Source organism: Cloacibacterium sp. DMC96 (assembly GCF_056313765.1).
Genome location: NZ_JBQUZQ010000001.1, coordinates 42,002 through 67,388, shown reverse-complemented (window position 1 = coordinate 67,388; position 25,387 = coordinate 42,002). Strand labels below are relative to the sequence as shown.

Genomic DNA, 25,387 nt, shown 5'->3' with positions numbered 1-25,387 from the left:
TGCGAGAAATAAAACTAAAAAAACTAACCAACCATGAACGAAAATTTACTCCAATATCTTTGGAAATATAAGATATTTTCCAAATTGGACTTCAAAGATACCGATGGAAACCCAATCGAAATTCTAGATTTTGGAACCTTGAACACCAATTCTGGACCAGATTTTTCTTTGGCAAAAATTAAAACGAAAAACATCGTTTTATCAGGAAACATAGAAATTCATGTGAAATCTTCAGACTGGTATTTTCACAATCATGACCTTCAAAAAGACTATCAATCAGTTATTCTGCACGTCGTTTATTTTAATGACACGGACATTGCAGAACTCAAAGAAGCTGGAATTCCTACTTTAGAACTGAAAGAGTACATTAATGAGGAGATTCTTGCAAAATATCAAACTTTAGAAAATCAATATCAGTTTATTCCGTGTGAAAAAATTTTTGATGCTCAAAAAATTCCATTTCTTTTTTCAGAAGAAACTTTACTCAAAAAATTAGATGAAAAATCTATAGAAATTGAACATCTTTTGTCTCAATCTAAAAATAATTACGAAGCCGTTTTATTTCAAAAACTAGCCTACAGTTTTGGACTAAAAGTAAATGCAGAAATTTATCAAAACATTGCAGAAAACATTGATTTTAAAGTCATTCAAAAAATTTCACAAAATCAATTTCAGCTAGAAAGTTTACTTTTCGGAAAAGGAAATCTATTAGAAAAAGAAACCGAAACAAATCAAAAATGGGAGAGAGAATTTGATTTTCTGAAAACTAAATTTAAAATTTCAGAACAAACTTTTCCAGTAAAATTTATGCGGTTAATGCCTCCTTCTTTTCCTACGATTCGGCTTTCTCAGTTGGCGATGCTGTATCATCTTCAACCCAATTTATTTTCTAAAATTTTAAAGGCTAAAAATATTCAGGAATTAAAATCACTTTTCGAAAAAGTAAAAACTTCAGAATTTTGGCAAAATCACTACACGTTCGAAAAAACTTCCGAAGAAAAAATAGAGAAAAAATTGTCTGACGATTTTATAGAAATTCTTCTCATCAATGCAGTTTTGCCTATTATTTACACGTATTTTAAAAATATAAATCCCGAAAAAACTGACCAAGTTTTAGAATTTTACAAAAATTTAAGCCCTGAAAAAAATTCCATCATCTCTTCATGGAAAATACTGAACGTAAAATTTAGTTCAGCATTAGAAACCCAAGCGTTTTTGTATCATCATAAACATTTATGTTCATACAAAAACTGCTTGAATTGTAGTATTGGCTTGAAAATTTTAAAAGATTGATTCTTTATTTTTCACTTCAATCTTAAAGGAAGAAATCAAAAAAATCTAATTTTTCAATTTAGGGTGTATTAATTTGGCAACGGTAGAAGTCCAGCCAGTTTGGTGAGAAGCGCCTACTCCACGACCATTATCACCATGAAAATATTCATAGAACATCACGTAATTTTTGAAATGTTCGTCATGGTTTAATTTATCTACATTCCCATTAAAAGCACGATTTCCGTCTTTGTCTGGTAAGAAAATATTGCACAATCTTTGACTCAAATGATCTGCTACATAATTTAGATTTTGGAAATTTCCGCTTCCAGTAGGAAGCTCTACTTTCAAACTTTCGTCGTAATAAAAATAAAATCGCTGAAGACTTTCTACGATTAAAAAATTAATCGGGAACCAAATCGGCCCTCTCCAATTGCTGTTTCCGCCAAACATTCGGCTATCACTTTCGGCAGGCGTATAATGCACAACGTGATTGATGCCATTAATTTCTAACTGAAACGGATTTTTTTCATACACTTTTGACATTGAACGAATTCCAAATTCACTTAAAAATTCTTTTTCGTCTAACATTCTATTCAGAATTTTGGTCAATCTCGTTTTTCTCAAAATACTCATGAGATGTTTCCTGCCTTTTCCTTCTACATCCCAATGCGAAACCAATTTGGCTAGTTCGGGTTTATTTTTTAGAATCCAGTCCATTCTTTCGGTAAAATTAGGCAGTTTTTGAAGCATTTCGTGTTCTATCACTTCTACTGCAAACATTGGAATGAGACCTACAATACTTCTTAATTTTAAAGAAATTCCCGTTCCGTCGTTAAGTTGTAAAACGTCATAGAAAAATCCGTCTTCTTCGTTCCAAAGTCCATTTTTTCCTTCTCCAAGATTTTCCATGGCTTCTGCAATGTAGAGATAATGCTCGAAAAATTTAATCGCCATATCTTCATAAACTGGATTATACAATGCCAATTCCATAGAAATTCTCATCATATTCAGAGCAAACATCGCCATCCAAGAAGTTCCATCAGCCTGTTCTAGGTATTCCCCGTTTTTGAACTGCATATTTCGGTCAAAAGCACCAATATTATCCAATCCAAGAAATCCTCCACCGAAAACATTTTTGCCGTTTTTATCTTTTCGGTTTACCCACCACGTAAAATTGAGCAATAATTTCTGAAAAACACTTTCTAAAAAATGAATATCTGGTTTTCCATTGATTTTTTCATCGATTTTAAAAACTCTAAAAGTGCTCCATGCATGAACTGGCGGATTAACATCTGAAAAATCCCATTCATACGCAGGAAGTTGACCATTAGGATGCATGTACCATTCTTTGGTCAATAATTGCAATTGATTTTTGGCAAAATTTGGGTCTAAAATACTAAAACTCACACAGTGAAAGGCTAAATCCCATGTTGCAAACCACGTATATTCCCATTTATCTGGCATAGAAATAATGTCTTTGCAATTCATGTGTTTCCATTCTACATTTCTTACATGATGCTCAAAATTCCTTTCCACAGGGAAATTTGGGTCTCCATTTAACCATTTTTCAACTTTATAATGATAAAATTGTTTATTCCAAAGCAATCCTGCAAAAGCTTGTCGCTGAACATTTTTTTCATCTTCACAGTTAAAATCTTTTTGAATTTCGTCATAAAATTCATCCGATTCTTTTTTTCTTACTTCAAAAACCTCATCAAAATCAAAAAAAGCGTTCTCCATTTTATGAGGAGACATTCTGAAATCAAAAGTTTTGGTTTCGCCACCTTCTAATTCCGTATCGATCACAAAAGCAGCTTTAGTCCCAAATTTTTTAGGATTTACCGTGTTTTTTTGATGAACGATATGATGGTTAATTCCATCTTTAAAGTATTTATTTTCAGATTTTTCTCCGAATATTTTTTCGGTATTGGTTTCATTTTCACAGAAAAGAATCTTCACGGATTTATCACGAGAATAAAGTTTTTTCATGCCCAAACTCTCATGTTCTATTTCTATTTGACCACGATGGCGCGTTGTAAAATTAGGTTTATAAGAATTATAACCCCAACTCCAATTATTTCTGTACCAAAGTGTGGGGAGAATCACCAAAGGTGCTTTTTCTGTATTTCGGTTGGTGACAGTAACTCTGATTAAAATGTCATCATGGTGAATTTTGGCATATTCTATAAAAATATCGAAATATTCATTTTGGTCAAAAATTCCCGTATCTATAATTTCATATTCTGGTTCCTTATTGCTTCGTTCTGCATTTGTCTTGATTAAATCTTCGTAAGGAAAGGCATTTTGCGGATATTTGTACACCATTTTCATATAAGAATGAGTAGGCGTATTGTCTAAATAATAGAAAATTTCTTTAATGTCTTCACCATGATTTCCTTGATGGTTGCTCAATCCAAAGAAACGTTCTTTAACCATTTTATCTTTCTTGTTCCAAAAAGAAAAAGCGAAGCACAAACGTTGCTTGTCATCAGAAATTCCCGCGATTCCTTCTTCTGCCCATCTGTAAGTTCTGCTTTCTGCATCATCATGACCAGTTGCTCCCCATGTATTTCCATCAAAGGAATAATCTTCTCTTACGTTTCCCCACTGTCTATTGCTTACATAAGGTCCCCAAGTTCTATAATTTATATCTTGTAATCGTTGTTTTTCAGCATTCATAATCATTATTTTTAAAATAATATGATGCGAAGGTAGAAAAAAATAAAAACTATGAAATTTCATTTAGATTAATTTTTTCAATGACTATTTCTTATTGTGAAAAAAATGATATAGCTTTGCAGAAGATTTGTTCTTTCATATAATCGAAATGTTATCAAGAAAGGTGGAGAGATTAGACTCTGTGAAACCTTGGCAACCTCTCGCGTTTCTGAAACGAGAAAAGGTGCTACATTCTACTCATTTTTGGGATAGATAACACATAAAAACAGTTGATTCCCTCAACTTTTCTTATAGCATTTCATTTTTTTTAATCACATTGAAATGCAAAATAGCGACATACTTTATCAAAATTTACAGCAAAGAATCCTTGTTCTAGACGGAGCTATGGGAACGATGCTTCAGCGATATCAGTTTACAGAAGAAGACTATCGTGGCGAAAGATTTAAAAATTGGCAATCTCCATTGAAGGGAAATAATGATTTACTTTCTCTTACTCAGCCTCATGCTATTGAAGCGGTACACAGAAAATATTTAGAATCTGGTGCAGACATCATCGAAACCAATACCTTTTCTGCAACTACCATTGCAATGGCAGATTACCACATGGAAGATTTGGTGTACGAACTGAATTATGAATCTGCAAAAATTGCAAGAAAAGTTTGTGATGAATTCACGGCTTTAACTCCAGATAAACCAAGATTTGTTGCTGGTTCTATTGGCCCTACTAATAAAACTGCATCTCTTTCTCCGGATGTAAATGACCCTGGTTACAGAGCCATTACTTTTGAAGAGTTAAGAATTGCTTACAAACAACAAGCAGAAGCACTTTTAGATGGCGGTTCTGATATTCTTTTGGTGGAAACTATTTTTGATACTTTGAATGCAAAAGCTGCACTTTTTGCCATAGACCAAATTCAAGAAGAAAGAATAATTCAGATTCCAATTATGGTTTCAGGCACTATTACAGACGCGTCTGGAAGAACGCTTAGCGGACAAACTGCAGAAGCATTTTTGGTTTCAATATCTCATCTTAATTTATTGAGTGTAGGATTCAACTGTGCTTTAGGAGCGAAACAACTGACGCCTTATTTAGAAACCATTTCTAATAATTCTGAATTTTACATTTCTGCTTATCCAAATGCTGGTTTACCGAATGCTTTCGGGCAATATGATGAATCACCAGAATTTATGGCAGAACAAATCCGTGAATATGCAGAAAAAGGATTGGTAAATATCGTGGGTGGGTGTTGCGGAACAACTCCTGACCATATTGCTGCAATCGCTAAAATTGTTAAAAATTATCAACCAAGAAAAGTTGATGTGATAATTTGATGATGAGTTAATGTGATGCTTTTCACAAGCATTATCTTATTTTCAAATTAACTAATTATCTCATTTATAATATGAAATATTTAAAACTTTCGGGTCTAGAACCTTTAATTATAACTCCAGAATCCAATTTTATCAATATTGGAGAAAGAACCAATGTAGCAGGTTCTAAGAAATTTCTCCGATTGATTAAAGAAGAAAAATTTTCTGAAGCTCTAGATATTGCTCGTCATCAAGTGGAAGGTGGCGCACAGATTTTAGACATTTGTTTTGATGATGGGCTTTTAGACGGAAAATATTGCATGGTTAAATTCTTAAATTTAATCGCCTCAGAACCTGATATTTCCAGAATCCCAATGATGATAGATTCTTCAAAATGGGAAATTTTAGAAGCTGGTTTGCAAGTGGTTCAAGGGAAATGCGTAGTGAATTCCATCAGTTTAAAAGGTGGTGAAGAAGAATTTATTCGTCAAGCTAAAGCCATCAAAAGATATGGTGCTGCAGTAGTTGTAATGGCTTTTGATGAAAATGGACAAGCTGATAATTACGACCGCAGAATAGAAATTTGTAAAAGAAGTTATAAACTGTTGACGGACACAGTCCGTTTTCCTGCGGAAGATATTATTTTCGACTTAAATATTTTCCCAGTTGCAACTGGAATGGAAGAACATCGCAGAAACGCATTGGATTTCATTGAAGCAACAAAATGGGTTCGTGAAAACTTACCTTACGTTTCGGTTTCTGGTGGTGTTTCTAACGTTTCGTTTTCGTTTAGGGGAAATGATACGGTAAGAGAAGCGATGCACTCGGTTTTCCTCTATCACGCCATCAAAGCGGGAATGAATATGGGAATTGTAAACCCTGCAATGTTAGAAATTTACGACGAAATTCCTAAAGATTTGTTGGAGCTGGTAGAAGATGTAATGCTAGACAGAAGAGATGATGCTACGGAAAGATTATTGGATTATTCCGAAAAACATAAATCTGTAAAAAAAGAAAAAGTAGAAGATTTAGCATGGCGAAATCAGCCTTTGCAAGACAGAATTACCCATTCTTTGGTAAAAGGAATCGACCGTTTTATTGAAGAAGATGTAGAAGAAGCCCGAAAAATTTCGGCAAAACCTTTGGATGTTATCGAAGGTAATCTAATGACAGGAATGTCTGTAGTGGGAGATTTATTCGGAAGCGGAAAAATGTTTCTTCCTCAAGTGGTAAAATCTGCGAGAGTGATGAAAAAAGCGGTGGCTTATCTTCAACCGTTTATTGAAGCGGAGAAAGATTCTGCACAAAAAGCCAATGGTAAAGTATTGATGGCGACTGTAAAAGGCGATGTTCACGACATTGGTAAAAATATTGTGAGTGTGGTTTTGGGCTGTAACAATTACGAAATTGTAGATTTAGGAGTGATGGTTCCTGCCGAAAAAATTATTCAAACAGCCATTGAAGAAAAAGTAGATGTGATTGGTTTAAGCGGTTTGATTACGCCAAGTTTAGACGAAATGGTACATATTGCCAATGAACTGGAGCGTCAAAATCTCAATTTCCCATTGATGATTGGTGGTGCAACAACTTCTAAAGCGCATACTGCCGTAAAAATTGACCCAAAATATAAAAATGCTGTGGTTCATGTAAATGACGCTTCCAGAGCAGTTGGTGTGGTAAGTTCATTATTGAGCAATAGAAATGCAGAATTTGTTTTGGAATTGAAAACCGATTATGCAGATTTCCGTGAGAAATTTTTAAACAGACAGGTTGACAAAGAATATATTTCGATAGAAGAAGCGAGAAATCAAAAATTCAAAATCAATTGGGAAAAAGAAGAAATCTTTAAACCGAAAAATTTAGGTGTTCAAATTATTGAAAATCAAGATTTAGAAGAATTGATTGATTTTATTGACTGGAGTCCGTTTTTCAGAAGTTGGGATTTGTTTGGAAAGTATCCTCAGATTTTAGAAGATGAAATTGTAGGAGAACACGCAAAAGAACTTTTTGCAGATGCTCAAAAAATGCTCAAAAAAATTATAGACGAAAAACTTTTGACTGCAAAAGCAATTTTCGGGATTTTTCCTGCTAATTCTAATGAGAAAGATGATATTGAATTGAAAAAAGAAGAGGAAACTTTTATCTTTAGAACGCTTCGTCAACAACATAAAAAATCTGATGGCAAAGAATATTTGGCTTTGAGTGACTTTATCGCTCCAAAAACATCAGGAAAACAAGACTACATAGGTGCTTTTGCGGTGACTACTGGTTTTGGAACCGATGAATTGGCTCAAAAATATGAAGCGGAGCATGATGATTACAATGCGATTATGGTAAAAGCGTTGGCAGACCGATTGGCAGAAGCTTTTGCAGAATTTTTACATAAAAAAGTAAGAACTGAAATTTGGGGTTATTCTAGTGATGAACATCTAGAAAATGAAGATTTAATTTCCGAAAAATATGTAGGAATTCGTCCTGCTCCTGGTTATCCTGCTTGTCCAGACCATTTGGAAAAAACCACGATTTGGGAAGTATTGAAAGTGAAGGAAAACATTGGATTAGAATTGACAGAAAGTTTGGCAATGTTCCCTACAGCTTCTGTTTCTGGATATTATTTTGCATACCCAAAAGCGAAGTATTTCGGAGTAGGAAAAATTACAGAAGACCAGCTGAAAGATTACGCCGAAAGAAAAAATATAGATTTAGAATTCGCGAGAAAATGGCTGAGTCCGAATTTAGCTAATTAATTTATGAGAAACAACATTGACTTTATAGCATTTTTAAAATATAACTCTTTCGATGAAGGAGGAAGATCAACTCCTGCTAAATCAGGATATAGACCTCAACTTTGTTTTGATTTTGAAAAAAATTCAACTTCTGGAAGACAAATTTTTATAAATAAAGAATGGGTTTCTCCTGGAGAAACTGTAGAGGCAGAAATAACAATGCTTTCTCCTCAACTTTTTGAAAATAAATTATATGAAGGTTTGGAGTTTAAATTTTGTGAAGGCAGAGTTGTGGTTGGTTATGGAACAATTTTAAAAATTGTAAACGAAAATTTAATTAGAAAATAAATTTCGCGTGAGCGATTGCAGTGGAAATCCCGCAACAAGCATTGGAAAAAGCGATGGAGTGAGGAATTGCAACGAAAAGCGCGGTCTCATAAAAATAGCTTGGATTAGGTTTTGGATTTTTACGAGACACGCCCAAAATAGAAAAAATTAAAATATTTAAAAAATAGGAACAGCTTGCTTCGTTCCTCGGAATGACAAATGAAAGTAACAGAACACATACAAAACGCCAACGGAAAAACACTTTTTTCTTTTGAGATTTTACCACCATTAAAAGGTCAAAATATACAGTCAATATTTGATGCGATTGATCCATTGATGGAATTTAATCCTGCATTTATAGATGTTACGTACCATCGTGAAGAATATGAATATGTAGAACGTGAAGATGGACTTCTGGAAAAACGAGTGGTAAAAAAAAGACCGGGAACCGTGGGAATTTGTGCTGCCATTCAGAATAAATATGGTGTAGATGCTGTTCCGCATATTTTGTGCGGTGGATTTTCTAAGGAAGACACCGAAAATTTCTTAATTGACATCGATTTTTTGGGAATTCATAATGTAGTGGCTTTAAGAGGAGATGCGGTGAAAACGGAAACCTATTTTAAACCCGAGAAAAACGGACATGCTTTTGCCAAAGATTTGGTAGAGCAAATCGTGAAAATGAATCACGGAACTTACCTAGACGAAAGTTTAGAAAATTCTGCCTGCACTGATTTTAACATCGGTGTTGCGGGTTATCCTGAAAAACACATGGAAGCAGCCAGTCTAGAACAGGACATTTACCACCTCAAGAAAAAAGTAGAAGCAGGCGCAGATTATATCGTGACGCAAATGTTTTTCGACAATCAAAAATATTACGATTTTGTAGAAAAATGCAGAACTTCTGGTATTAATGTTCCTATTATTCCTGGATTAAAACCAATTACTACCAAGTCTCAACTGAGCATGATTCCGCATCGTTTCAAGGTAGATTTACCTAATGAGTTGGTTATTGCAATTGCTAAAGCAAAAGACAACAAAGAAGTGAAAGAAATCGGCATCAACTGGTGCATTCAGCAGAGCAAAGATTTAATGAAAAATGGCGCTCCAGTTCTTCATTATTATTCTATGGGAAAAAGTGAAGTGGTAAAAAGAATTGCTACTGAAGTGTTTAAAGACTAAAGCATTTTATGTCTTTCAAACGAAAGATTTCGGTCAAAAATATAACGATAAGTCGCGAGTTTTCTCGTGACTTTCGTTTCTAAATTTTCGGCAATTTTAATCATTCTTGGATTAAAATCTCCAATCCATTGCATTTCGTAATCGGTATAATTTCTGGTTTTTCTGAAATGTTTTGTGCCTTCCCAAATCATAAATCCATCGATGCCTTTTCTTTGCCATTCTGGAACAATTCCGAAAACCAAGCCAACCATTTTCTTATTTTTTATAAAAAATTTAGCCAATAAAAATTTCAATTTTTCAATCCAACCGAATTTTCCATTCAAGTATTTAAACCATTGATTCAAATCTGGAATGTTAATCCACATCGCAATCGGTTTATCATTTTCATAAATGAACCAAGAGATATGTTCGTCTAGAATAGGTTTCATGGTTTGAAACATTTTCAGCACTTTTTTAGCTTCTATTTGCTTTCCTTCACCATGATTTGCCCAAGCTTTGTTGTAAATTTCTGCAAAATCATGCGCAAATTTTTCCAATTGATTTTTTTTCCAATGAACGGCTTTCAAATTTGGATTTTTGGCATTCATTCTATGCCCATTCATAAAAACTTGTGAAACCTCATCGTAGACTTTCCTGCCGTAACACAATTGATTAAAATAAATCTGAAAACCGTAATTTTCAAACAATTTCTGATAATACGGCGCATGAAAATTCATTCCGTACAACGGTTCATGAAAACCTTCAATGAGCAAACCCCAAAACTTGTCACGCTCCCCGAAATTTATCGGCCCATCCATTGCTTCCATTCCGCGTTCCTGCAACCAATTTTTACAAAAATCAAAGATGAAATTTGCCGTTTTTTGGTCATCAATACAATCAAAAAAACCAATTCCGCCAGTTTTTAACTTTTGTTCATATTTTGGATTGATAAAAACCGCAACTTTCCCTACTGTTTGATTTTCTGCATTTTTAAAAAGAAATCTTTCACAAGTTCCATTTCTGAAAAATTTATTTTTGTTGGAATTAAAAACCTCTTCAATGTCTTTATCTAAAGGGCGAATGTAATTTTTCTCGTTTCTAAACAAACGAGCTGGAAATTCTAAAAATTCTTTTTGCGTTTCTGGCGAATTAACGAGAATAGATTTCAGCATACATTAAAAAAATCCGATTGAATGAATCGGATTTTAAATGTAGTAATTATTTTTTATTTGTTAATCTTTCACCAAAACTTTGTAATCCCAAGGTTTCAAAGAAACAGTGTAGCTTTCTTTTACTTGAATTTTTTCTTTACTAAAAAGTTCGGTGTAATTTCCTTGGAAATATTTAGAATCTAACGTCACTGTTAATTCTTCGTTTGAGAAATTAAAAATTGGCAAAACAGCGTCATTATTTTTTTCACGATGGAACGAGATTACTTTGTCCATTTTATCATTGGTAATTCTTACCATTTCGCCACCGTATTTTCCGTTCCAGAGCGCTTGATTTTTGTGTTTCAAGTGAAATAAAGTACTAAATAACGCTGCATGAGGATGATCTTTCCATTCGATTGGGTCTTTGTCAAAAAATTTCAAACTTCTGTCAAGTCCAGCTTCTTGTCCGCTATACATAAGAGGCATTCCGTTTACCACACCACAAAAAACGATAGAGGTTTCTAATCCTTTCCCGAAATTTCTTTGCGGCGTTCCGTTCCAAGAATTCATATCATGATTGTCTGTAAAAACCATTCTGTAAGCATTTCTAGGAACCGAACCCACATCGTGAGCTAAATATTCTACCAATCCGCCAATTCCTTTGTTCTGTGTAGTGGCATCTTTTAATTTTTCAAAAAGCGTCCATGAGTAAGTCATGTCAAAAGATTTTTTGTACAAATCTCTACTTTCCCACTCCGCCAACATGAAAACAGGTTTTATTTGGTCTAATTCTTTTCTGGCATTTTCCCAAAAATCTACAGGAATAAAACCTGCTACATCTGCTCTATAACCATCAATATTAGCCTCTTTAACCCAAAATTTAAGAGATTCTGTCATGTATTGTCTAAATTCTGGATTTTCATAATCAAAATCAATCACGTCATCCCAATCATACCAAGGTGTAGGTTGGAAATTTCCGTCTCTATTTTTGGTGTACCAATGTGGATGAGTAGTTGCCAAAGAATTATCCCAAGCAGAATGATTACCCACCCAATCGATGATGACGTACATTCCCATTTCATGGATTTTTTTGACCAATTTTTTAAAATCTTCCATGGTTCCTAATTCTGGATTCACCCCACGAAAATCTTTTACAGAATAATAACTTCCTAAACCTCCTTTTTTATTTTTTTCGCCAATGGGATGAATCGGCATGAGCCAAATAATATCTACACCCATACTTTTCAGTCTAGGCAAATGTTTTTCAAAGGCTTTGAAAGTTCCTTCTGGAGTATATTGACGAAGGTTTACTTCATAAATCGTAGCATTTTTGCTCCATTCTGGATGGGAAATTTCTACATATTCTTTAGGATAATATTTTTGGTCAATTTTTTGAGAAAAAAAACTTTGAGAAAAAATAACAAGGAAAAAAACTAGAATTTTTATTTTCATTTTTCAGTAATTTCCTCAAAGTTAAGAAATAAAAAAACGCTACAAATGATTTTGTAGCGTTTTAATTTTCGTGGAGTTGGAGGGATTCGAACCCTCGTCCAAACAAGCAATACGCAAGCTTTCTACATGCTTATTTTGCTATTGGTTTTCGTCGTAAAACAGACAGCAAACAGCCAACTTTACGCTTATCTTCTAAAATTTTCGTTCCCGAACCGAAGTTTTTCGGGACTTATTTCCACATTTTCTATGCCTCGGAATCGAACGTCGCAGAACAGAACTTTCGGGAGACATCTTGTTTCCTTACTATACTTCGGGAAAAACGCCAATCCTACTAAGCTTCGGATTAAGCAGCAAGAGCAAACTCTTCGTTGCCAGTTAAATTCTGTAGCAAGGGATTAAAGAGATCGCGCTACGGTTCTCTGCATGCTTACTTACCCATTGGTCTTGCTGTCGAAACCAGTCAACCCCAATTTTTAAGTATGCAAATATAAGCAAAAAATGTACCTAAATTTTAATTCTGCATTTCTTTTATTGTGGCGCCAAATTCACGCTATCCGCTACAATCTTTTTTTACAAAAAAAGGATTTCCGCTTCTATCGTGGGCGCAATTCCGTTATCATTAGAACTTTTTAACCAAATTGTGAAAATTTACCTCTTAAAAACTCATAAAAAAGTTAATCTCGGTTAAAGTTGTTTCAGCAATCAAATTTCAAAATAATTTTGAGGCTGCTAATCATAACCCATGAAGAAAACTCTACTGCTATTTTTATTCATTATCGCACATTCTTTTCATGCTCAAGAATACATTTTTGGCAAAATTACCTCAGAACAAAACATAGAATTATCGGGTGTTTTAATCCTCAACACTAGAACCGACGAAAAAACCTATTCAGACAGTGATGGAAATTTTATGATTTCTGCAAAAAACAATGATGCACTACGAATTGTAAAACAAAAATTTGATAGAATTACCTATTCTGTAAAACCCGAAGATTTTAAAAATTCTATAAAAATTACGTTGATAAAATCCGTAGTAGAAATAGAAGAGGTAGAAATTAAAACCAAACTTACCGGCAATTTAAGAGAAGATGCTAGAAGAGTAGAATCTGTGAGAAAAGTAAAACTCAATAAAGAAATTGCTAAATATATTGCTGAAAAATCCGACCCAGAAATTATAAAACCAAGAGGTGGCGAATTTGTTCAACCAGTTGGGCAAGGTTTTTCTGTAGGAAAAGTTTCTAATCAAGCAGACCAAATAGATTTAGCCGAAGATTTTCTAGAAATTCTTGGCGAAGATTATTTTACAGATTTAGGACTTAAAAAAAGTGAAATTTCGGGATTTATTTTTCATGTGATGAGCAGTTTAGATTTAAAAAACGCTTATAAATATGGTTATCTCAAAGGAAGCGATATTGCTCAGTTCAGAAAACAAGCAGAAATAAAAATCAATGATTTTAGAAAGTTAAAGTAGTATGGAATTGAATTTGATGTATAATTTTTCGTAAATTTAAAGTTATCAAATCACCACCTAAAATCACAATTTTATGAACAAAAACATTATCGCCATTGCTGTTGCTTCATTGGGCTTCATCATTGGACTTGGCTTATTAGGAAGCGCCATCAAAAACCGAAACAAATCAGAAAATACTATTTCTGTTACTGGTCTCGGAACCAAAAAATTCACTTCAGACCTCATCACTTGGAGCGGAAACTTCTCCAGAAATAGTTTTGAACTGAAACAAGCGTATGATGCACTTTCAAACGACCGAAAAATCATCGAAAACTATTTGATTTCTAAAGGAATTCCTAAAAACGAAATCGTTTTTTCGGCGGTAGATATTCAGAAGCAATATAATTATGTTTCAGACGCTAATGGAAGCAGTCATCAAACTTTTGCTGGTTACCAGTTAACACAATCGGTATCATTAGAAAGTAAAGATGTGGCAAAAATTGAAAATTTATCTAGAAATATCACCGAAATCATCAATCTAGGAATAGAATTTACATCTTCTAGACCGAATTATTTTTACACCAAACTGGCAGAAGTAAAACAAGAAATGATTGCAAATGCGACTAAAGACGCTAAAGAACGTGCCGAAAAAATTGCAGAAAATGCAGGTTCTGATTTAGGAAATCTTAAAAAAGCAACAATGGGTGTTATCCAAATTACCGCGCCAAATTCAAACGAAGATTTTTCTTATGGCGGAACTTATAATACTCAATCAAAAGAAAAAGAAGCGAGTATTACCATTAAATTAGAATATGAACTGAATTAGGCAAAAGTTGAGAAAAAGTGGTGTCAAAATCTTTGATTTTGATGGGGTGTTAATAAACCGTATTATAAATTTCTTGAACTAAAGTTTCTAAATTTTCAGGCTCGAAATTAGCCATTAAAAATAAATTAACAGCATATTTACCTTCACCATAACTTGGTTGAAGGTAATTTTTTTCTATGACGCTAAAACCATTTCTTTCGTAAAAGCGCAATCTCCTTTCTGCAATTTCTAAAAGTGAATCAGGCTCAGTTTCTAAAATCAGTTTTTCGAATTTTTCATGTAAACTTTCCAGAATTTTTTCTCCAAATTTTTGATTTCTAAATTCTTCAAAAACTTCAAAATGCTCTAAAAAATAAAATCCTTGAAGCTCCCAAATCACGCAATATCCTATATTTTCATCTTCGTGATTAATGGAATAAACATATGCGTCTGGATTTTCGGCCAAATCTAGAAATTGGTCTTTGCTACGTCTTTCTTCTTCGGGAAAAGTCTTTTCGTAGCGGTAGAAAATTTTAGAAATTTTCTTGCGGTTTTGTAATTCTTCGAACCAAACCATTTTATTTACGATTTACGATTTTTGATTACGATTTTTGATTTTAATAAAAACCATTATTTATAGGTCAAAAACATTAGGTCTTCTGGTGACAAAAATATCTTTTACCCAAAGTGTAAATGCCATCATGAGATAAACCAAGAAGAAAAAACCAGCAGTCGCAAAAGTGGAATAAATGAAAAATACACGCAATTTAGAAACAGGAATTCCCAGTCTGCTCCCAAATCTAGTGAGCGTTCCGAACCATTCATGTTCTACTTTGTGTCTTAAATCAGTAATAATTTTGGGTTCTCTCATTATTATTTCAGTTTTTCATTATTTTGATGACGGTCAAAATCTCTTTCGGTTTTTACTTTCATCTTTTTATCAAAAGCGGCTTGTAAATCTACACCAGTTTGATTAGCAAGACACAAAGTTACAAACAAAACGTCTGCTAATTCCTCGCCTAAATCTTTAGATTTATCAGATTCTTTTTCGCTTTGTTCACCATATCTTCTGGCAATAATTCTAGCAACTTCTCCTACTTCTTCGGTTAACATTGCCATATTCGTTAATTCATTAAAATAACGAACACCAATGGTTTTAATCCATTCATCAACTTGATTTTGTAACTTTATTATTTCCATCTTTTATTAGTAAATTCATCTTCTATCTCTTCTAAAATCCAATTCGTTTTACAATTATTACATATATAAATTTCATTGAGATAATATCCATCAAACTCTTTTTCTATAAATTTGACAAAATTTAAATCAGGTTCAATAGAATACTTTTTTCTTATAATACAATTACATAAATTTTTTGAAATTTTTCTTGTTTCATATTCAAACAAAGAACTATTCAAAATGCTAATAATACTCCTTTTGAATCTTTCGCAATCCTTTATTTTTTTATTCTCAAGATTGTAACATTTAAAATTTAATGAAGTTTTAATTTTTTCACTATTGATAAAAACATATTCTTTATTATCATCAATAATTGTTTTAAAACTATCTAATAACAAATTCACCCTATTACTTTCATTCTCCGAATAATTTTTAGAAAAAAAGTCAATAAAATTTTCATTTATATTTTTCAAAAAATAATCTAAATCACTCATAATCTCACTGATACGCTCCAATTGTAGGATTAGTAGTTCTGTTCACTTTTACAATATCTAGAGGAACCAAAGCTGCTGTAGAAACTTTTCCTTTCGCTTTTGCAGGAGAAGTTCCTTTTACTCTCAAATTCATTTTTTGGGTGAAATAATTCTCAAATTTTGGATCTTCATTTTTGATAGAATTCACAATTTTAGCATTTCCGTCCCAAGTAAAACCTGAGTTTGCAGCATCAAATTTCACCAAACAATTCTCGATGAAATAATTAAATGTTTGTCCGGAAGTTGGCTTGAACTGTATCGCATTATTTCTTTCAGTGTAAACAATAGAATTTTGAAGATTTAATGTTAAAGCGCCTTGTTCTGTAGAAGTTCCGTTGTTATATTCGTTAGTTGCATAAATTCCAAAACTTGGCAAAGTGCTGTTTAAGTTCCAATAATTGGCAAAAGTAGTATGTAAAAATGTATAATTTCCACCTTTAAAAATTCCTAAATCAGCTTGTCCGCAATTGTTCATCACTAGATTTTCTGCATTTACAGTGGCATTAATTCCTAAAATTCCAAATTCTTGAAACGTATGAACAATGGTATTTTTAATAGTTGCAGAAGCATTTTTGAGTTCTAAACCAGTGGTTCCACCAAAAATTTTAGCATATTTTAAATTGGCAATTGCACCTTGTTCAAGCTGAATTCCGCCCCAGTTAAGAGGAAGCGTGTCATATCTCGCATCATTTCTATCTCCGCGGAAAATTACTTCTTTGCCTAAATCTCCATTGGCAATCAATTGAGCATTTTTCCCGATTTTCAAATTGGCATTTTTATGAAAATACACTTTTGTTCCTTCAGAAATAGTCAGTGATTTTCCATCAGCTAATTTCAAATCGCCATAAATAATTTTGGCTTTCGTATTGTTCCAAGAAGTATTGTCTGTTAAAATTTTAGGACTGTTTTCGGTAGAAATATAAAATTCCACATCTTGAACTACTGACAGCAAAGTCACATGTTGATTCGCAACTGGCGATTCTATTTGAATTCTTTCTTCGGCAATCGCTTCTGGAGCATTGGCAATAGGAGCAATTTCTACAAAAATATAAAGGCTGTCTTTTTTACGAAGGGGAACATTGGTAAACTCAGTTCCAGCTTTTCCATCTACATTAATTCTGTAAAGTGAAGAATTTCCTGATTCCAGATAAATCTTTGGAATGGAAATATCTTTATTTTCGTCATTATAAATTTTTACAGCATAGGTTTCGCTTCTCACCTGATTGTAAACAGTGTCTAGAACCAAAGTGTCTACCGAAAATCTGAGTTTTTTGCTTGGTGCATCAAATTCTATTTCGTCTCTGTTACAAGAAATAACAAAAAGAGCCAACCAAAACCCGAAAAAAAGAAAATATTTTGTCTTCATAGAAGTTTAAAAATAAGCGTAAAGTTAATGAAAAAAGCTGAACTGTTTCTAAAAACGCAAAAACTGTAAAATTTCTTTCACAAAAACTTAAAACGCTATTTGTCAATTCAAAAAATATTTTTATTTTTGCAGTCTAAAATTAAGAATAATAAAAGCAGTGCCATTACACGCAATTATTATCAACTAAAATTTAAAAAGACAATAAAGATATGAAATCAGGAATTCACCCAGAAAATTATAGATTAGTTGTGTTCAAAGACATGAGTAATGACGAAGTGTTTCTTTGCAAATCTACAGCTGAAACTAAAGATACTATTGTTTACGAAGGTACAGAATATCCATTAATCAAAATGGAAATCTCTTCTACTTCTCACCCATTCTACACTGGTAAAGTAAAATTAGTAGATACTGCAGGTAGAGTAGACAAATTCATGAACAAATACAAAAAATTCGCTAAGTAATTTAGCCGATTTTTTCATAATAAATCAGTCCTTCAAAAATTTTGAAGGACTTTTTTTGTAAATTTGTTTGTTAGCACATTATCATATTAACCAATTAGCACATTCTAAAATGCAACTTATATTTTCTGATGCTCAATTTTGGGGAGATTTCCTTCCGCTTACTTATACCAAACCTATCGCAGAACTTAGAACAGGAATTCTTACGTTTTCTGAACGTTGGCAAAAACTGTTAGATTCTTCAGAAGTTTCTTACATCACCGAAGATTATCTTCAAAAAAAATATAAATCTTACGAAAAGAAAGAAAGTTTATTGATTACTCCAAATTTTATTCCTTCGGAAAGTGTTTTGGCTCAAATTAAAAATTTGCAACTGGGAGAAGCTTTGATTTATGAAAATGAAGTTTTGGCTGCGAGATTAAACATGGAAAATTTTTCGCTTTCGCAGATTGAGAAAATGACAGACATTACCGAAGAACTGATTTTCTTTAAAAAAGCTACAGATTTATTTTCTCTGAATGATAAAGCCATTGATTTTGATTTTGAATTAGTAACGAAAGGAAGAACTTCTGCTCCACTTTCTGAAACCAACGGATTTTTAGGCAATAAAGAAGACTTATTTATAGAAGAAGGCGCCGAGATAGAATTTGCCACGCTTAATTGCAAAACTGGGAAAATCTACATTGGCAAAAATGCAGAAATCATGGAAGGTTCTGTAGTAAGAGGAAGTTTAGCACTTTGCGAAGGTTCTAAAATTAATATGGGTTCTAAAATTTATGGTGCTACTACAATTGGTCCGCATTCTAAAGTTGGCGGCGAAGTGAATAATATTGTCATCACTGGTTTTACTAATAAAGGTCACGAAGGTTTTGTAGGAAATTCTGTGATTGGAGAATGGTGCAACTTGGGAGCCGACACCAATTCGTCTAACCTAAAAAATAATTATGCCGAAGTAAAACTTTGGAGCTATAAAAACAAAAAATTTGTAAAAACCGGACTTCAGTTCTGCGGATTAATTATGGGAGACCATTCTAAAACTGCTATTAATACTCAATTTAACACAGGAACTGTAGTAGGAGTTGGTGCTAATATTTTCAAAAGTGGATTTCCACCTAATTTGATTGAACATTTTTCTTGGGGCGGATTTAAGGGAGATGAAAAATTTAGATTAGAAACCGCTTATGAAGTTGCCGAAAAAGCTATGGCGAGAAGAAAAATAGCTTTAAGAGAAGAAGATAAGGAGATTCTGAAATGGGTTTATGAGAATTATTAGTCTTTTTAAACGCAAAGATTCTTTATTAATTATAAATATTTTTAAGATTCGCTAAAGCGAATTGGCTAAGTTCGCAAAGATGAAAATCAAAGATTTTCTTTTAATGATATTATTGCTTTTTTCTTGCCATAAGAAAGAAAAATCTTTTTATGAAATAAAATCAATTAATAAAGATTCTTCACAAATAATTTGGGGAAATTCTTCATTTAAAAATTCTCAAAATTTTGAAAATTTCATTTTAGATAAAGATAAAATCAAAACAAAATGGAAAAATGAAAATTTCATTATTCTGCAAAGAGGAACGGGAAGTGATGCTTGGATAAATTTAATTCTTCCTATAAAGAAAAACGAAAAACTCCTTCAAACTGATCAAGTTTTAGCTTTTGATTCAGTTAATAATATTATTGTAAGACAAAATTATAATTCAGAAGAATATCCATTTCAATTAATTAATCTCAAAAATTTAGAAAAAGACAGTATTAGATTTGAAACTAAAAATTGTGAGTCTATAAATATCATTAATTGCATAGATAAAGTTGATTTCAATGAAAAAACTTTAATAATTAACTGGACTACTCCAAATAAATTTAAAGAAAAGAAAAAAACAGAAATTACCATTTATCCTTTAGAAAAATTCTTCAAAAAATAATTTCAAGCCGCTTTCAAAGATTTTGGAAGCGGCTTTTTTATTGACTAAAAATCAATAAAATAAAAAATTTTTATTTCTGATGTAATATTTTTCCGACCTTCGTTGTCTTACCTATAGAAACTAACCTATGAATCAAGAAACATTTAAGAATACTGTATTTGTTTTGAAAGACGAGATGTATCGTTTTGCAAAGCGATTCTTGGTGAGTAGTGACGAAGCCGAAGATTTGGTACAAGATTTAATGTTGAAATTTTGGCAAAAAAAGGATGAATTGGTACATCTCAATTTAAAATCTTATGTACTAAAATGTGTGAAAAACGAGTGTCTCAATAAACTGAAACACGAAACGGTGAAACAGAATTTTGCAGATTTTCAAATTCATAGAAATGAACTCTACAAAATGGAAACCAATAATCTGAAGGAGAAAATTTTAGAATTTATCAATGCGCTCCCCGAAAAACAAAAATTGGTTATTCACCTGAAAGATGTAGAAGAATATGAAGTCTCGGAAATCTCGGAGATTTTAGAAATAGAAGAAAATGCAGTGAGAGTGAATCTGATGAGAGCCAGACAAAAAGTAAAAGAACAGATTAACAACCTGTTAGCGTTTGAAAACAGAAAAATTCAAAACATTTAAAACCCGAAACAATGAACCCAAATATAGATAAAGAATACAAAAACATCTTCCGAGAACTGAAGGAAGAAAAAATGGATTGGAATTTCGAAGATTTCTTGAAAAAAACCAAAGAAAAACCAGAGGAAACTAAAGTAATTCCTTTGCAAAAAAAATCTGGTGGTGGCAGTCAAAAATGGTATTGGATGGCGGCAAGTTTGGTTACGCTTTTTGGAATGATGATGTTTTTTAACCCAGACATTACAGAACCAACCTTGAAACCTATTGCTTCTAATGAAAGTAATTCTTCAGAAAAACCAGCACAAACCAACATTATAAAACCAACTGAAAATCAAAACATTAACAACAATCCAAACACTATAAAAGTTGCCGAAAACAACGTAAAACCCACAAAAAAAATAAATCACGAGTTCAGAAATGAATATCAAAATATTGCTTCTCAACCAAGTAAAACTGTAGAAAAATCTACTGAAATTCTAGAAAATCCAGCAGAAGAATACAGCGCAGATTATGTAATCGTAAATGGCAAAAAAATCTATAACGAAGAAGAAGCCATCGATATTACGAAGGAAGCATTTCAACTTTTCGCGAGTAACGTTACCAAAACTATAAACCAGGCAGAGCCTATCAAAAATTTATCCATTAACTTTTAAAAAATTAATACAATGAAAAATATTATCACATTCCTATTCCTCATGTTTTTGCCAGTATTTGCTTTGGCTCAAACTGAAAAACTAGACGCTATTTTTGAAAAATATCAAGAAGCAGAAGGCGTAACATCTATTAAGATTGCTAAACCTATGTTTAGATTGCTCAATAACATCAATATTGATGACTCTGATATGGACAAAATTAAACCGCTCATCAGTAAAATGAATGGTTTAAAAATCCTCATCATGGAAAAACCTGAAAAAGCCGAAAATCCTACCACTGCTCAATTAGCTGCCATCAATGAAGCTAGTAAAGTAAAAAATGAAATTCTAGCTGCTGTAAAAAATCTGAAATATGATGAACTCATGACGCTGAACAGCAAAGACAATAAAATCAAGTTTTTAGCTGCAGACACAAGTTCTAATTTACTGAATAACATGCTATTAACCATTTCTTCTGAGGATGAAAACATCTTGATGATGTTAGACGGACAAATCTCTATGGACGATGTTTCTAACTTGATTAATGACGTTCAAAAAGAAGACAAAACACCTAAAACACCAGAAAAACCTAAAAAATAAACACTGAAATCGCCATTTATACAAATTTTTAAAAATGGCGATTCTCTTTCAACCATTGTAAACTAAAATTAACACTTATGAAATCATTTCTAAAACTTATAGCAATTTTCACCATTTTGGTCTCTCTGCAATCTTGTATTGTTAGTGAAAAATCTCTCTACAACGAAGAAACAAAAGGAAACGCAACCGTTACCAAAATAAATGTTCCCATGTTTATCGTAAAACCATACATCAAAAAAGCATTGAGAGAAGACGGTGAATCTGAAGAAGTTATTCGCCTGATCAAAAAAATCAGAAAAGTAAAAGTTTACACCGTACAAAATGCTTCTGATAAAATGGTTGCCCAGTTTTCTAGACAATCTTTTGGTAGCAATTTACAAGAATTGATGAGTGTAAACAGCAAGGATTCTAAAATTAAAATTATGTCTGCCATTACCGATTCAGACACCATGATTAAGGATTTACTGATTACCGTGAGAGACGACAAAGAATTGGTTTACGTAAAAGTTTTAGGAAAATTCTCTTTGGATGACATCTCAAGAATTGCAGAATTATCTAAAAAGAATAAAGATACCGTTGCAAATAATTAAAATAAAAACTGCCCTTTTTGAGGCAGTTTTTTTTAGTATAATAAATGATAAACTTTTACTTTTTTATCATTTTCAAAAAAATTGACAATGTAAATGTCATTAAATTTTTCGTCTGGAATATCTTTGAACAAAGGCTGCTGAATTAATTCATTGAGCAAAATTGGGTTGGTGTTAGAGTGTCCAGAAATAATATTGACTCCTGTGTTTTTAGATAAATCATTTTTTACAAATTCAGGAATTTCTTTTGGATTGTAAATCTTCAAATCTAACTTTTTCTCTAAAATCAAAGGTTCTAAAGTTTCTCGAGTTCTGAAAAAATCAGTACTAAAAGCATTCTGAATTTTTACTTTTTTGAATAGTTGAGCTAAATGTTTTGCCCTTTCTTTTCCTGGTTCAGAAAGATAAGGATTTTTGCCATTATTTTCTTTCTCTCCATGTCTTACAATAATATAAACCAAAGCTTTTTTATCAATACTTTGCTTAATAGTTTTAGAAGTCGCCTTACCTACAAAAACAGTATCTACTTTTTGCTGTGCAAAAGTCAAATTAAAACTGAAAAGGGACAGTAAAAGGAGAAATGAAGCTCTTTTAATTATTTTCATGATGTAAAATTATCTTACAAATCTAAAATAAAATTTTAAATCAATTTAGACGACATATTTTGTCGTACAACTATTCTATCTTTGTCGGAGAAAAGAAGAAAATAACGAAATTTTCTTTCTAGGTATAAACAAATTAATTGTATTTTTGATAAAATTTAAGAAAAATGAGCAGTATAGACGATAAGAAAAAAGCACTCGCATTAGTCCTCGAAAAAATGGATAAAACCTACGGAAAAGGTACCGTTATGAAAATGGGAGACAGTGCAGTAGAAGAGGTAGAAGTAATTCCGAGTGGTTCACTTGGTTTAGATATTGCTTTGGGAGTTGGCGGTTATCCAAAAGGAAGAGTCATTGAAATTTATGGCCCTGAATCTTCTGGTAAAACTACACTTACCATGCACGCAATTGCGGAATCTCAAAAACAAGGCGGAATTGCGGCTTTCATAGATGCAGAACACGCTTTTGATGCAGTTTACGCTAAAAAATTGGGAATTGATGTAGAGAATTTAATCATTTCTCAACCAGATAATGGTGAACAAGCATTAGAAATTGCAGATAACTTAATTCGTTCTGGAGCGATTGATATTGTGGTAATTGACTCTGTTGCAGCTTTGACACCAAAAGCAGAAATTGAGGGAGAAATGGGAGATTCTAAAATGGGTTTACATGCTAGATTAATGTCTCAAGCTTTGAGAAAATTAACTGCAACGATTTCTAGAACAAAATGTACGGTAATTTTCATCAACCAATTAAGAGAAAAAATCGGGGTAATGTTCGGAAATCCTGAAACTACAACTGGTGGAAATGCTTTGAAATTCTATGCTTCGGTAAGAATTGACATCAGAAGAAGTGGCTCACCAATAAAAGTAGGCGAAGATGCTGTAGGAAACCGTGTGAAAGTGAAAATTGTGAAAAACAAAGTTGCTCCACCATTCAAAAATACAGAATTCGATATTATGTATGGAGAAGGAATTTCTAAAGTAGGCGAAATTCTAGATCTGGGCGTTGAATTTGATATTGTTAAAAAATCTGGTTCTTGGTTCAGCTACGGTGACACGAAACTGGGACAAGGTAGAGACGCCGTGAAAGAATTACTAAAAGACAATCCTGAACTTTTAGAAGAATTAGCTGAGAAAATAAAAGTGGCTATTAAAGAAAAGAAATAATTTTTTTTCAGATACAGAACCGGCGCGAGCTTTGCTCGCGCCGGTTTATAAATATAGGTTATGGATTTATATTCGATCATCAATGAAAACCATCTTTGGGAAAAGCAAATCTCCATCAAAAGAAATGAGTATTTGGTGGAAGAAAACTGTATTAATCAAGATTTATTTTTTGTAATAGATGGTAGTCTAAAAGTTTCTTGCATTATTGATGACGAAGAACAAATCATCAGACTCGGTTATAGCAATTCTTTTTTAACCGCTTTAGATAGTTTTTTAACCAATACTCCAACCACATATAGTATCACTGCAATTAAAAGTGCTACTCTGAAATCTATTTCTAAAAACAAACTGCTTCATTTTCTAGAAGAGAATTATTTACAAAATCTTTGGATTGATGTACTCAATACACAAATCATTCAACAAAGTGAAAGAGAAATAGATCTATTAACCACTTCTGCAAAAGACCGCTACGAAAGAGTTTTAAAAAGAAGTCCCAAACTTTTTCAAAATATCCCGCATAAATACATCGCAAATTATCTTAGAATTTCGCCAGAAACTTTATCAAGGTTGCTTAAAAAATCTTGACACGCATCAAGTTTTTTACGGTTTCAAATGCTCAAATTTGTAAAAAATTAGCAGATGAAACTGAACTCTAAAATATTATTACAAGATTTAAAAAATCAGACCAAAAAACATATTGAAACCTGCAAAGACTTTCTAGCTTTATCAGACGAAAAATTACGTTTTAGAAAAACTGAAATATCTTGGAATATCCTGGAATGCATTGAACATTTGAAAAAATATGCAGACTATTATTATCCTTTAATGGAAACAAATATTCAAAAATCAAATACTCATTCTAAAGAAACTTTCTCAACAGGATTTTTAGGCAATTACTTCGCAAATTCTATGTTGGTGACTAAAAAAACTAAGAAAATGAAAACGCCAAAGGATAAGAATCCTTTGGGCGAAAATTTAACGAAAGAAAGTATTTTAATTTTTCTAGAACAGCAGAAACTGTTATTACAAATTCTTGAAAATTCTGAAAAAATAGATTTAGGTAAAATAAAAATCCCTATTTCTATTGCACCATTTGTTAAAATTAAATTAGGAGACACGCTGAGATTTATTGTTTATCATAATGAAAGACACATCGTTCAAGCGCAAAATATACTGAAATAAATTCGGCGCGAGCGAAGCGAACGTCAATTGTTTTCAAAGTTTTTAAATCTTCAAACAAAAACCGAAAAGTAAATTTTAGCCCCGATTGCAGCGCCATCCTTTTTTGTGATATTGAGCGGAGTCGAAATATGAACAAAAAAGATATAGCGAAAAGCGGGACTGCGTTTTCTAAAAATCACAAATTTTGTT

General features: G+C 32.5%; 26 protein-coding genes, 1 other RNA gene and 1 riboswitch. Of the genes, 17 read left to right on the top strand and 10 right to left on the bottom strand.

Features of this window, described 5'->3' with window-relative positions:
• Positions 1 to 33: 33 nt before the first annotated feature.
• Positions 34 to 1,293 carry a DUF2851 family protein gene (locus ACT53I_RS00295; protein ID WP_476077926.1) on the top strand — a complete coding sequence of 420 codons (1,260 nt, stop codon included), beginning with the start codon at positions 34 to 36 and terminating at the stop codon, positions 1,291 to 1,293.
• Positions 1,294 to 1,338: 45 nt separating this feature from the next.
• On the opposite strand, the gene ACT53I_RS00290 is transcribed toward ACT53I_RS00295, so the two are convergent.
• A complete protein-coding gene (locus ACT53I_RS00290) occupies positions 1,339 to 3,951 on the bottom strand; it encodes an MGH1-like glycoside hydrolase domain-containing protein (RefSeq protein WP_476077925.1) in 2,613 nt (870 codons plus the stop codon).
• A gap of 148 nt (positions 3,952 to 4,099) precedes the next feature.
• A riboswitch (SAM riboswitch) is annotated at positions 4,100 to 4,210 on the top strand.
• 62 nt (positions 4,211 to 4,272) lie between these two features.
• On the opposite strand from ACT53I_RS00290, the gene ACT53I_RS00285 reads away from it, so the two are divergent.
• The 4 genes from ACT53I_RS00285 to metF all read left to right on the top strand — a co-directional run bounded on the left by ACT53I_RS00285 (position 4,273) and on the right by metF (position 9,497).
• Complete coding sequence (locus ACT53I_RS00285; RefSeq protein WP_476077924.1) at positions 4,273 to 5,283, top strand: homocysteine S-methyltransferase family protein; 1,011 nt, start codon at positions 4,273 to 4,275, stop codon at positions 5,281 to 5,283.
• 71 nt (positions 5,284 to 5,354) lie between these two features.
• Complete coding sequence (metH, locus tag ACT53I_RS00280; protein WP_476077923.1) at positions 5,355 to 8,009, top strand: methionine synthase; 2,655 nt, start codon at positions 5,355 to 5,357, stop codon at positions 8,007 to 8,009.
• Positions 8,010 to 8,012: 3 nt separating this feature from the next.
• Positions 8,013 to 8,336, top strand: a complete 324-nt coding sequence (locus ACT53I_RS00275; protein WP_476077922.1) for an EF-Tu C-terminal domain-related protein — start codon at positions 8,013 to 8,015, stop codon at positions 8,334 to 8,336.
• Positions 8,337 to 8,534: 198 nt separating this feature from the next.
• Entirely contained in the window at positions 8,535 to 9,497 is a 963-nt protein-coding gene (gene metF, locus ACT53I_RS00270; protein ID WP_476077921.1) for a methylenetetrahydrofolate reductase [NAD(P)H], read from the top strand.
• Here the strand turns inward: metF and ACT53I_RS00265 are convergent.
• From ACT53I_RS00265 to ssrA, 3 genes are all read right to left on the bottom strand, one after another.
• Positions 9,494 to 10,648: a hypothetical protein gene (locus ACT53I_RS00265; protein WP_476077920.1), complete on the bottom strand. Its 1,155-nt coding sequence runs from the start codon at positions 10,646 to 10,648 to the stop codon at positions 9,494 to 9,496. The two genes, metF and ACT53I_RS00265, sit on opposite strands and share 4 nt — an antisense overlap.
• 60 nt (positions 10,649 to 10,708) lie before the next feature.
• The gene (locus ACT53I_RS00260) at positions 10,709 to 12,079 is read right to left on the bottom strand and encodes an alpha-amylase family glycosyl hydrolase (RefSeq protein ID WP_476077919.1); all 1,371 of its coding nucleotides are present in this window, start codon (positions 12,077 to 12,079) and stop codon (positions 10,709 to 10,711) included.
• Between the two features lie 68 nt (positions 12,080 to 12,147).
• Positions 12,148 to 12,547: a transfer-messenger RNA gene (gene ssrA, locus ACT53I_RS00255) on the bottom strand.
• A 274-nt stretch (positions 12,548 to 12,821) separates the two neighbouring features.
• Between ssrA and ACT53I_RS00250 the strand changes: the two genes are divergently transcribed.
• Together ACT53I_RS00250 and ACT53I_RS00245 are read left to right on the top strand one after the other, a co-directional pair.
• Complete coding sequence (locus ACT53I_RS00250) at positions 12,822 to 13,550, top strand: peptidase associated/transthyretin-like domain-containing protein (protein WP_476077918.1); 729 nt, start codon at positions 12,822 to 12,824, stop codon at positions 13,548 to 13,550.
• A gap of 73 nt (positions 13,551 to 13,623) precedes the next feature.
• The gene (locus ACT53I_RS00245; protein WP_476077917.1) at positions 13,624 to 14,355 is read left to right on the top strand and encodes an SIMPL domain-containing protein; all 732 of its coding nucleotides are present in this window, start codon (positions 13,624 to 13,626) and stop codon (positions 14,353 to 14,355) included.
• Between the two features lie 49 nt (positions 14,356 to 14,404).
• Here ACT53I_RS00245 and ACT53I_RS00240 read toward each other — a convergent pair whose 3' ends face one another.
• From ACT53I_RS00240 to ACT53I_RS00220, 5 genes are read right to left on the bottom strand one after another with little or no spacing between them, the layout of a single operon-like run.
• Entirely contained in the window at positions 14,405 to 14,911 is a 507-nt protein-coding gene (locus tag ACT53I_RS00240) for a GNAT family N-acetyltransferase (protein WP_476077916.1), read from the bottom strand.
• Between the two features lie 57 nt (positions 14,912 to 14,968).
• Entirely contained in the window at positions 14,969 to 15,205 is a 237-nt protein-coding gene (locus ACT53I_RS00235; RefSeq protein ID WP_371463680.1) for a PspC family transcriptional regulator, read from the bottom strand.
• 2 nt (positions 15,206 to 15,207) lie between these two features.
• Positions 15,208 to 15,534, bottom strand: coding sequence for a nucleotide pyrophosphohydrolase (locus ACT53I_RS00230; protein ID WP_476077915.1), 327 nt, complete (start codon positions 15,532 to 15,534; stop codon positions 15,208 to 15,210).
• Positions 15,525 to 16,007 carry a hypothetical protein gene (locus tag ACT53I_RS00225; protein ID WP_476077914.1) on the bottom strand — a complete coding sequence of 161 codons (483 nt, stop codon included), beginning with the start codon at positions 16,005 to 16,007 and terminating at the stop codon, positions 15,525 to 15,527. The genes ACT53I_RS00230 and ACT53I_RS00225 overlap by 10 nt, the downstream gene beginning before the upstream one ends.
• Positions 16,008 to 16,011: 4 nt before the next feature.
• Positions 16,012 to 17,412, bottom strand: a complete 1,401-nt coding sequence (locus tag ACT53I_RS00220; RefSeq protein WP_476077913.1) for a hypothetical protein — start codon at positions 17,410 to 17,412, stop codon at positions 16,012 to 16,014.
• Between the two features lie 209 nt (positions 17,413 to 17,621).
• Here ACT53I_RS00220 and ACT53I_RS00215 point away from each other — a divergent pair, with 209 nt between their 5' ends.
• The 7 genes from ACT53I_RS00215 (at position 17,622) to ACT53I_RS00185 (ending at position 22,248) form a co-directional block, all read left to right on the top strand.
• Positions 17,622 to 17,873, top strand: coding sequence for a type B 50S ribosomal protein L31 (locus ACT53I_RS00215; RefSeq protein WP_069800586.1), 252 nt, complete (start codon positions 17,622 to 17,624; stop codon positions 17,871 to 17,873).
• 109 nt (positions 17,874 to 17,982) lie between these two features.
• Entirely contained in the window at positions 17,983 to 19,143 is a 1,161-nt protein-coding gene (locus ACT53I_RS00210; RefSeq protein WP_476077912.1) for a GlmU family protein, read from the top strand.
• A gap of 79 nt (positions 19,144 to 19,222) precedes the next feature.
• Entirely contained in the window at positions 19,223 to 19,792 is a 570-nt protein-coding gene (locus tag ACT53I_RS00205) for a hypothetical protein (RefSeq protein WP_476077911.1), read from the top strand.
• 127 nt (positions 19,793 to 19,919) lie between these two features.
• Positions 19,920 to 20,429, top strand: a complete 510-nt coding sequence (locus ACT53I_RS00200) for an RNA polymerase sigma factor (protein ID WP_371488739.1) — start codon at positions 19,920 to 19,922, stop codon at positions 20,427 to 20,429.
• A gap of 11 nt (positions 20,430 to 20,440) precedes the next feature.
• Positions 20,441 to 21,079 (top strand): hypothetical protein, encoded by a 639-nt coding sequence (locus tag ACT53I_RS00195; protein ID WP_476077910.1) that lies wholly within the window; start codon positions 20,441 to 20,443, stop codon positions 21,077 to 21,079.
• Positions 21,080 to 21,091: 12 nt separating this feature from the next.
• A complete protein-coding gene (locus ACT53I_RS00190) occupies positions 21,092 to 21,658 on the top strand; it encodes a DUF4252 domain-containing protein (RefSeq protein ID WP_476077909.1) in 567 nt (188 codons plus the stop codon).
• A 77-nt stretch (positions 21,659 to 21,735) separates the two neighbouring features.
• The gene (locus ACT53I_RS00185) at positions 21,736 to 22,248 is read left to right on the top strand and encodes a DUF4252 domain-containing protein (protein ID WP_069800576.1); all 513 of its coding nucleotides are present in this window, start codon (positions 21,736 to 21,738) and stop codon (positions 22,246 to 22,248) included.
• Between the two features lie 32 nt (positions 22,249 to 22,280).
• On the opposite strand, the gene ACT53I_RS00180 is transcribed toward ACT53I_RS00185, so the two are convergent.
• Positions 22,281 to 22,850 (bottom strand): phosphoglycerate mutase family protein, encoded by a 570-nt coding sequence (locus ACT53I_RS00180; protein ID WP_476077908.1) that lies wholly within the window; start codon positions 22,848 to 22,850, stop codon positions 22,281 to 22,283.
• Between the two features lie 164 nt (positions 22,851 to 23,014).
• Here ACT53I_RS00180 and recA point away from each other — a divergent pair, with 164 nt between their 5' ends.
• Genes recA through ACT53I_RS00165 form a run of 3 tightly spaced genes read left to right on the top strand, consistent with a single transcriptional unit; the run spans position 23,015 to position 25,198 of the window.
• On the top strand, positions 23,015 to 24,016 hold the full coding sequence (gene recA / locus ACT53I_RS00175; protein WP_069800572.1) for a recombinase RecA: 1,002 nt from the start codon (positions 23,015 to 23,017) through the stop codon (positions 24,014 to 24,016).
• 60 nt (positions 24,017 to 24,076) lie between these two features.
• The gene (locus ACT53I_RS00170) at positions 24,077 to 24,601 is read left to right on the top strand and encodes a Crp/Fnr family transcriptional regulator (protein ID WP_476077907.1); all 525 of its coding nucleotides are present in this window, start codon (positions 24,077 to 24,079) and stop codon (positions 24,599 to 24,601) included.
• A gap of 54 nt (positions 24,602 to 24,655) precedes the next feature.
• Positions 24,656 to 25,198, top strand: coding sequence for a DinB family protein (locus ACT53I_RS00165; RefSeq protein ID WP_476077906.1), 543 nt, complete (start codon positions 24,656 to 24,658; stop codon positions 25,196 to 25,198).
• The last annotated feature ends 189 nt before the right edge of the window (positions 25,199 to 25,387 follow it).

Excerpts from the sequence above, each read along its gene's own strand:
- ACT53I_RS00190 (WP_476077909.1), top strand. The coding sequence starts at position 21,092 with ATGAAAAATATTATCACATTCCTATTCCTCATGTTTTTGCCAGTATTT.
- ACT53I_RS00295 (WP_476077926.1), top strand. The coding sequence starts at position 34 with ATGAACGAAAATTTACTCCAATATCTTTGGAAATATAAGATATTTTCC.
- ACT53I_RS00285 (WP_476077924.1), top strand. The coding sequence starts at position 4,273 with ATGCAAAATAGCGACATACTTTATCAAAATTTACAGCAAAGAATCCTT.
- ACT53I_RS00220 (WP_476077913.1), bottom strand. The coding sequence starts at position 17,412 with ATGAAGACAAAATATTTTCTTTTTTTCGGGTTTTGGTTGGCTCTTTTT.
- ACT53I_RS00180 (WP_476077908.1), bottom strand. The coding sequence starts at position 22,850 with ATGAAAATAATTAAAAGAGCTTCATTTCTCCTTTTACTGTCCCTTTTC.
- ACT53I_RS00265 (WP_476077920.1), bottom strand. The coding sequence starts at position 10,648 with ATGCTGAAATCTATTCTCGTTAATTCGCCAGAAACGCAAAAAGAATTT.
- ACT53I_RS00235 (WP_371463680.1), bottom strand. The coding sequence starts at position 15,205 with ATGAGAGAACCCAAAATTATTACTGATTTAAGACACAAAGTAGAACAT.
- metF (WP_476077921.1), top strand. The coding sequence starts at position 8,535 with ATGAAAGTAACAGAACACATACAAAACGCCAACGGAAAAACACTTTTT.
- ACT53I_RS00215 (WP_069800586.1), top strand. The coding sequence starts at position 17,622 with ATGAAATCAGGAATTCACCCAGAAAATTATAGATTAGTTGTGTTCAAA.
- ACT53I_RS00290 (WP_476077925.1), bottom strand. The coding sequence starts at position 3,951 with ATGAATGCTGAAAAACAACGATTACAAGATATAAATTATAGAACTTGG.
- ACT53I_RS00275 (WP_476077922.1), top strand. The coding sequence starts at position 8,013 with ATGAGAAACAACATTGACTTTATAGCATTTTTAAAATATAACTCTTTC.
- ACT53I_RS00205 (WP_476077911.1), top strand. The coding sequence starts at position 19,223 with ATGAAAATCAAAGATTTTCTTTTAATGATATTATTGCTTTTTTCTTGC.
- ACT53I_RS00240 (WP_476077916.1), bottom strand. The coding sequence starts at position 14,911 with ATGGTTTGGTTCGAAGAATTACAAAACCGCAAGAAAATTTCTAAAATT.
- ACT53I_RS00210 (WP_476077912.1), top strand. The coding sequence starts at position 17,983 with ATGCAACTTATATTTTCTGATGCTCAATTTTGGGGAGATTTCCTTCCG.
- ACT53I_RS00250 (WP_476077918.1), top strand. The coding sequence starts at position 12,822 with ATGAAGAAAACTCTACTGCTATTTTTATTCATTATCGCACATTCTTTT.
- ACT53I_RS00245 (WP_476077917.1), top strand. The coding sequence starts at position 13,624 with ATGAACAAAAACATTATCGCCATTGCTGTTGCTTCATTGGGCTTCATC.
- ACT53I_RS00170 (WP_476077907.1), top strand. The coding sequence starts at position 24,077 with ATGGATTTATATTCGATCATCAATGAAAACCATCTTTGGGAAAAGCAA.
- ACT53I_RS00200 (WP_371488739.1), top strand. The coding sequence starts at position 19,920 with ATGAATCAAGAAACATTTAAGAATACTGTATTTGTTTTGAAAGACGAG.
- ACT53I_RS00195 (WP_476077910.1), top strand. The coding sequence starts at position 20,441 with ATGAACCCAAATATAGATAAAGAATACAAAAACATCTTCCGAGAACTG.
- ACT53I_RS00185 (WP_069800576.1), top strand. The coding sequence starts at position 21,736 with ATGAAATCATTTCTAAAACTTATAGCAATTTTCACCATTTTGGTCTCT.
- ACT53I_RS00230 (WP_476077915.1), bottom strand. The coding sequence starts at position 15,534 with ATGGAAATAATAAAGTTACAAAATCAAGTTGATGAATGGATTAAAACC.
- metH (WP_476077923.1), top strand. The coding sequence starts at position 5,355 with ATGAAATATTTAAAACTTTCGGGTCTAGAACCTTTAATTATAACTCCA.
- ACT53I_RS00260 (WP_476077919.1), bottom strand. The coding sequence starts at position 12,079 with ATGAAAATAAAAATTCTAGTTTTTTTCCTTGTTATTTTTTCTCAAAGT.
- recA (WP_069800572.1), top strand. The coding sequence starts at position 23,015 with ATGAGCAGTATAGACGATAAGAAAAAAGCACTCGCATTAGTCCTCGAA.
- ACT53I_RS00225 (WP_476077914.1), bottom strand. The coding sequence starts at position 16,007 with ATGAGTGATTTAGATTATTTTTTGAAAAATATAAATGAAAATTTTATT.
- ACT53I_RS00165 (WP_476077906.1), top strand. The coding sequence starts at position 24,656 with ATGAAACTGAACTCTAAAATATTATTACAAGATTTAAAAAATCAGACC.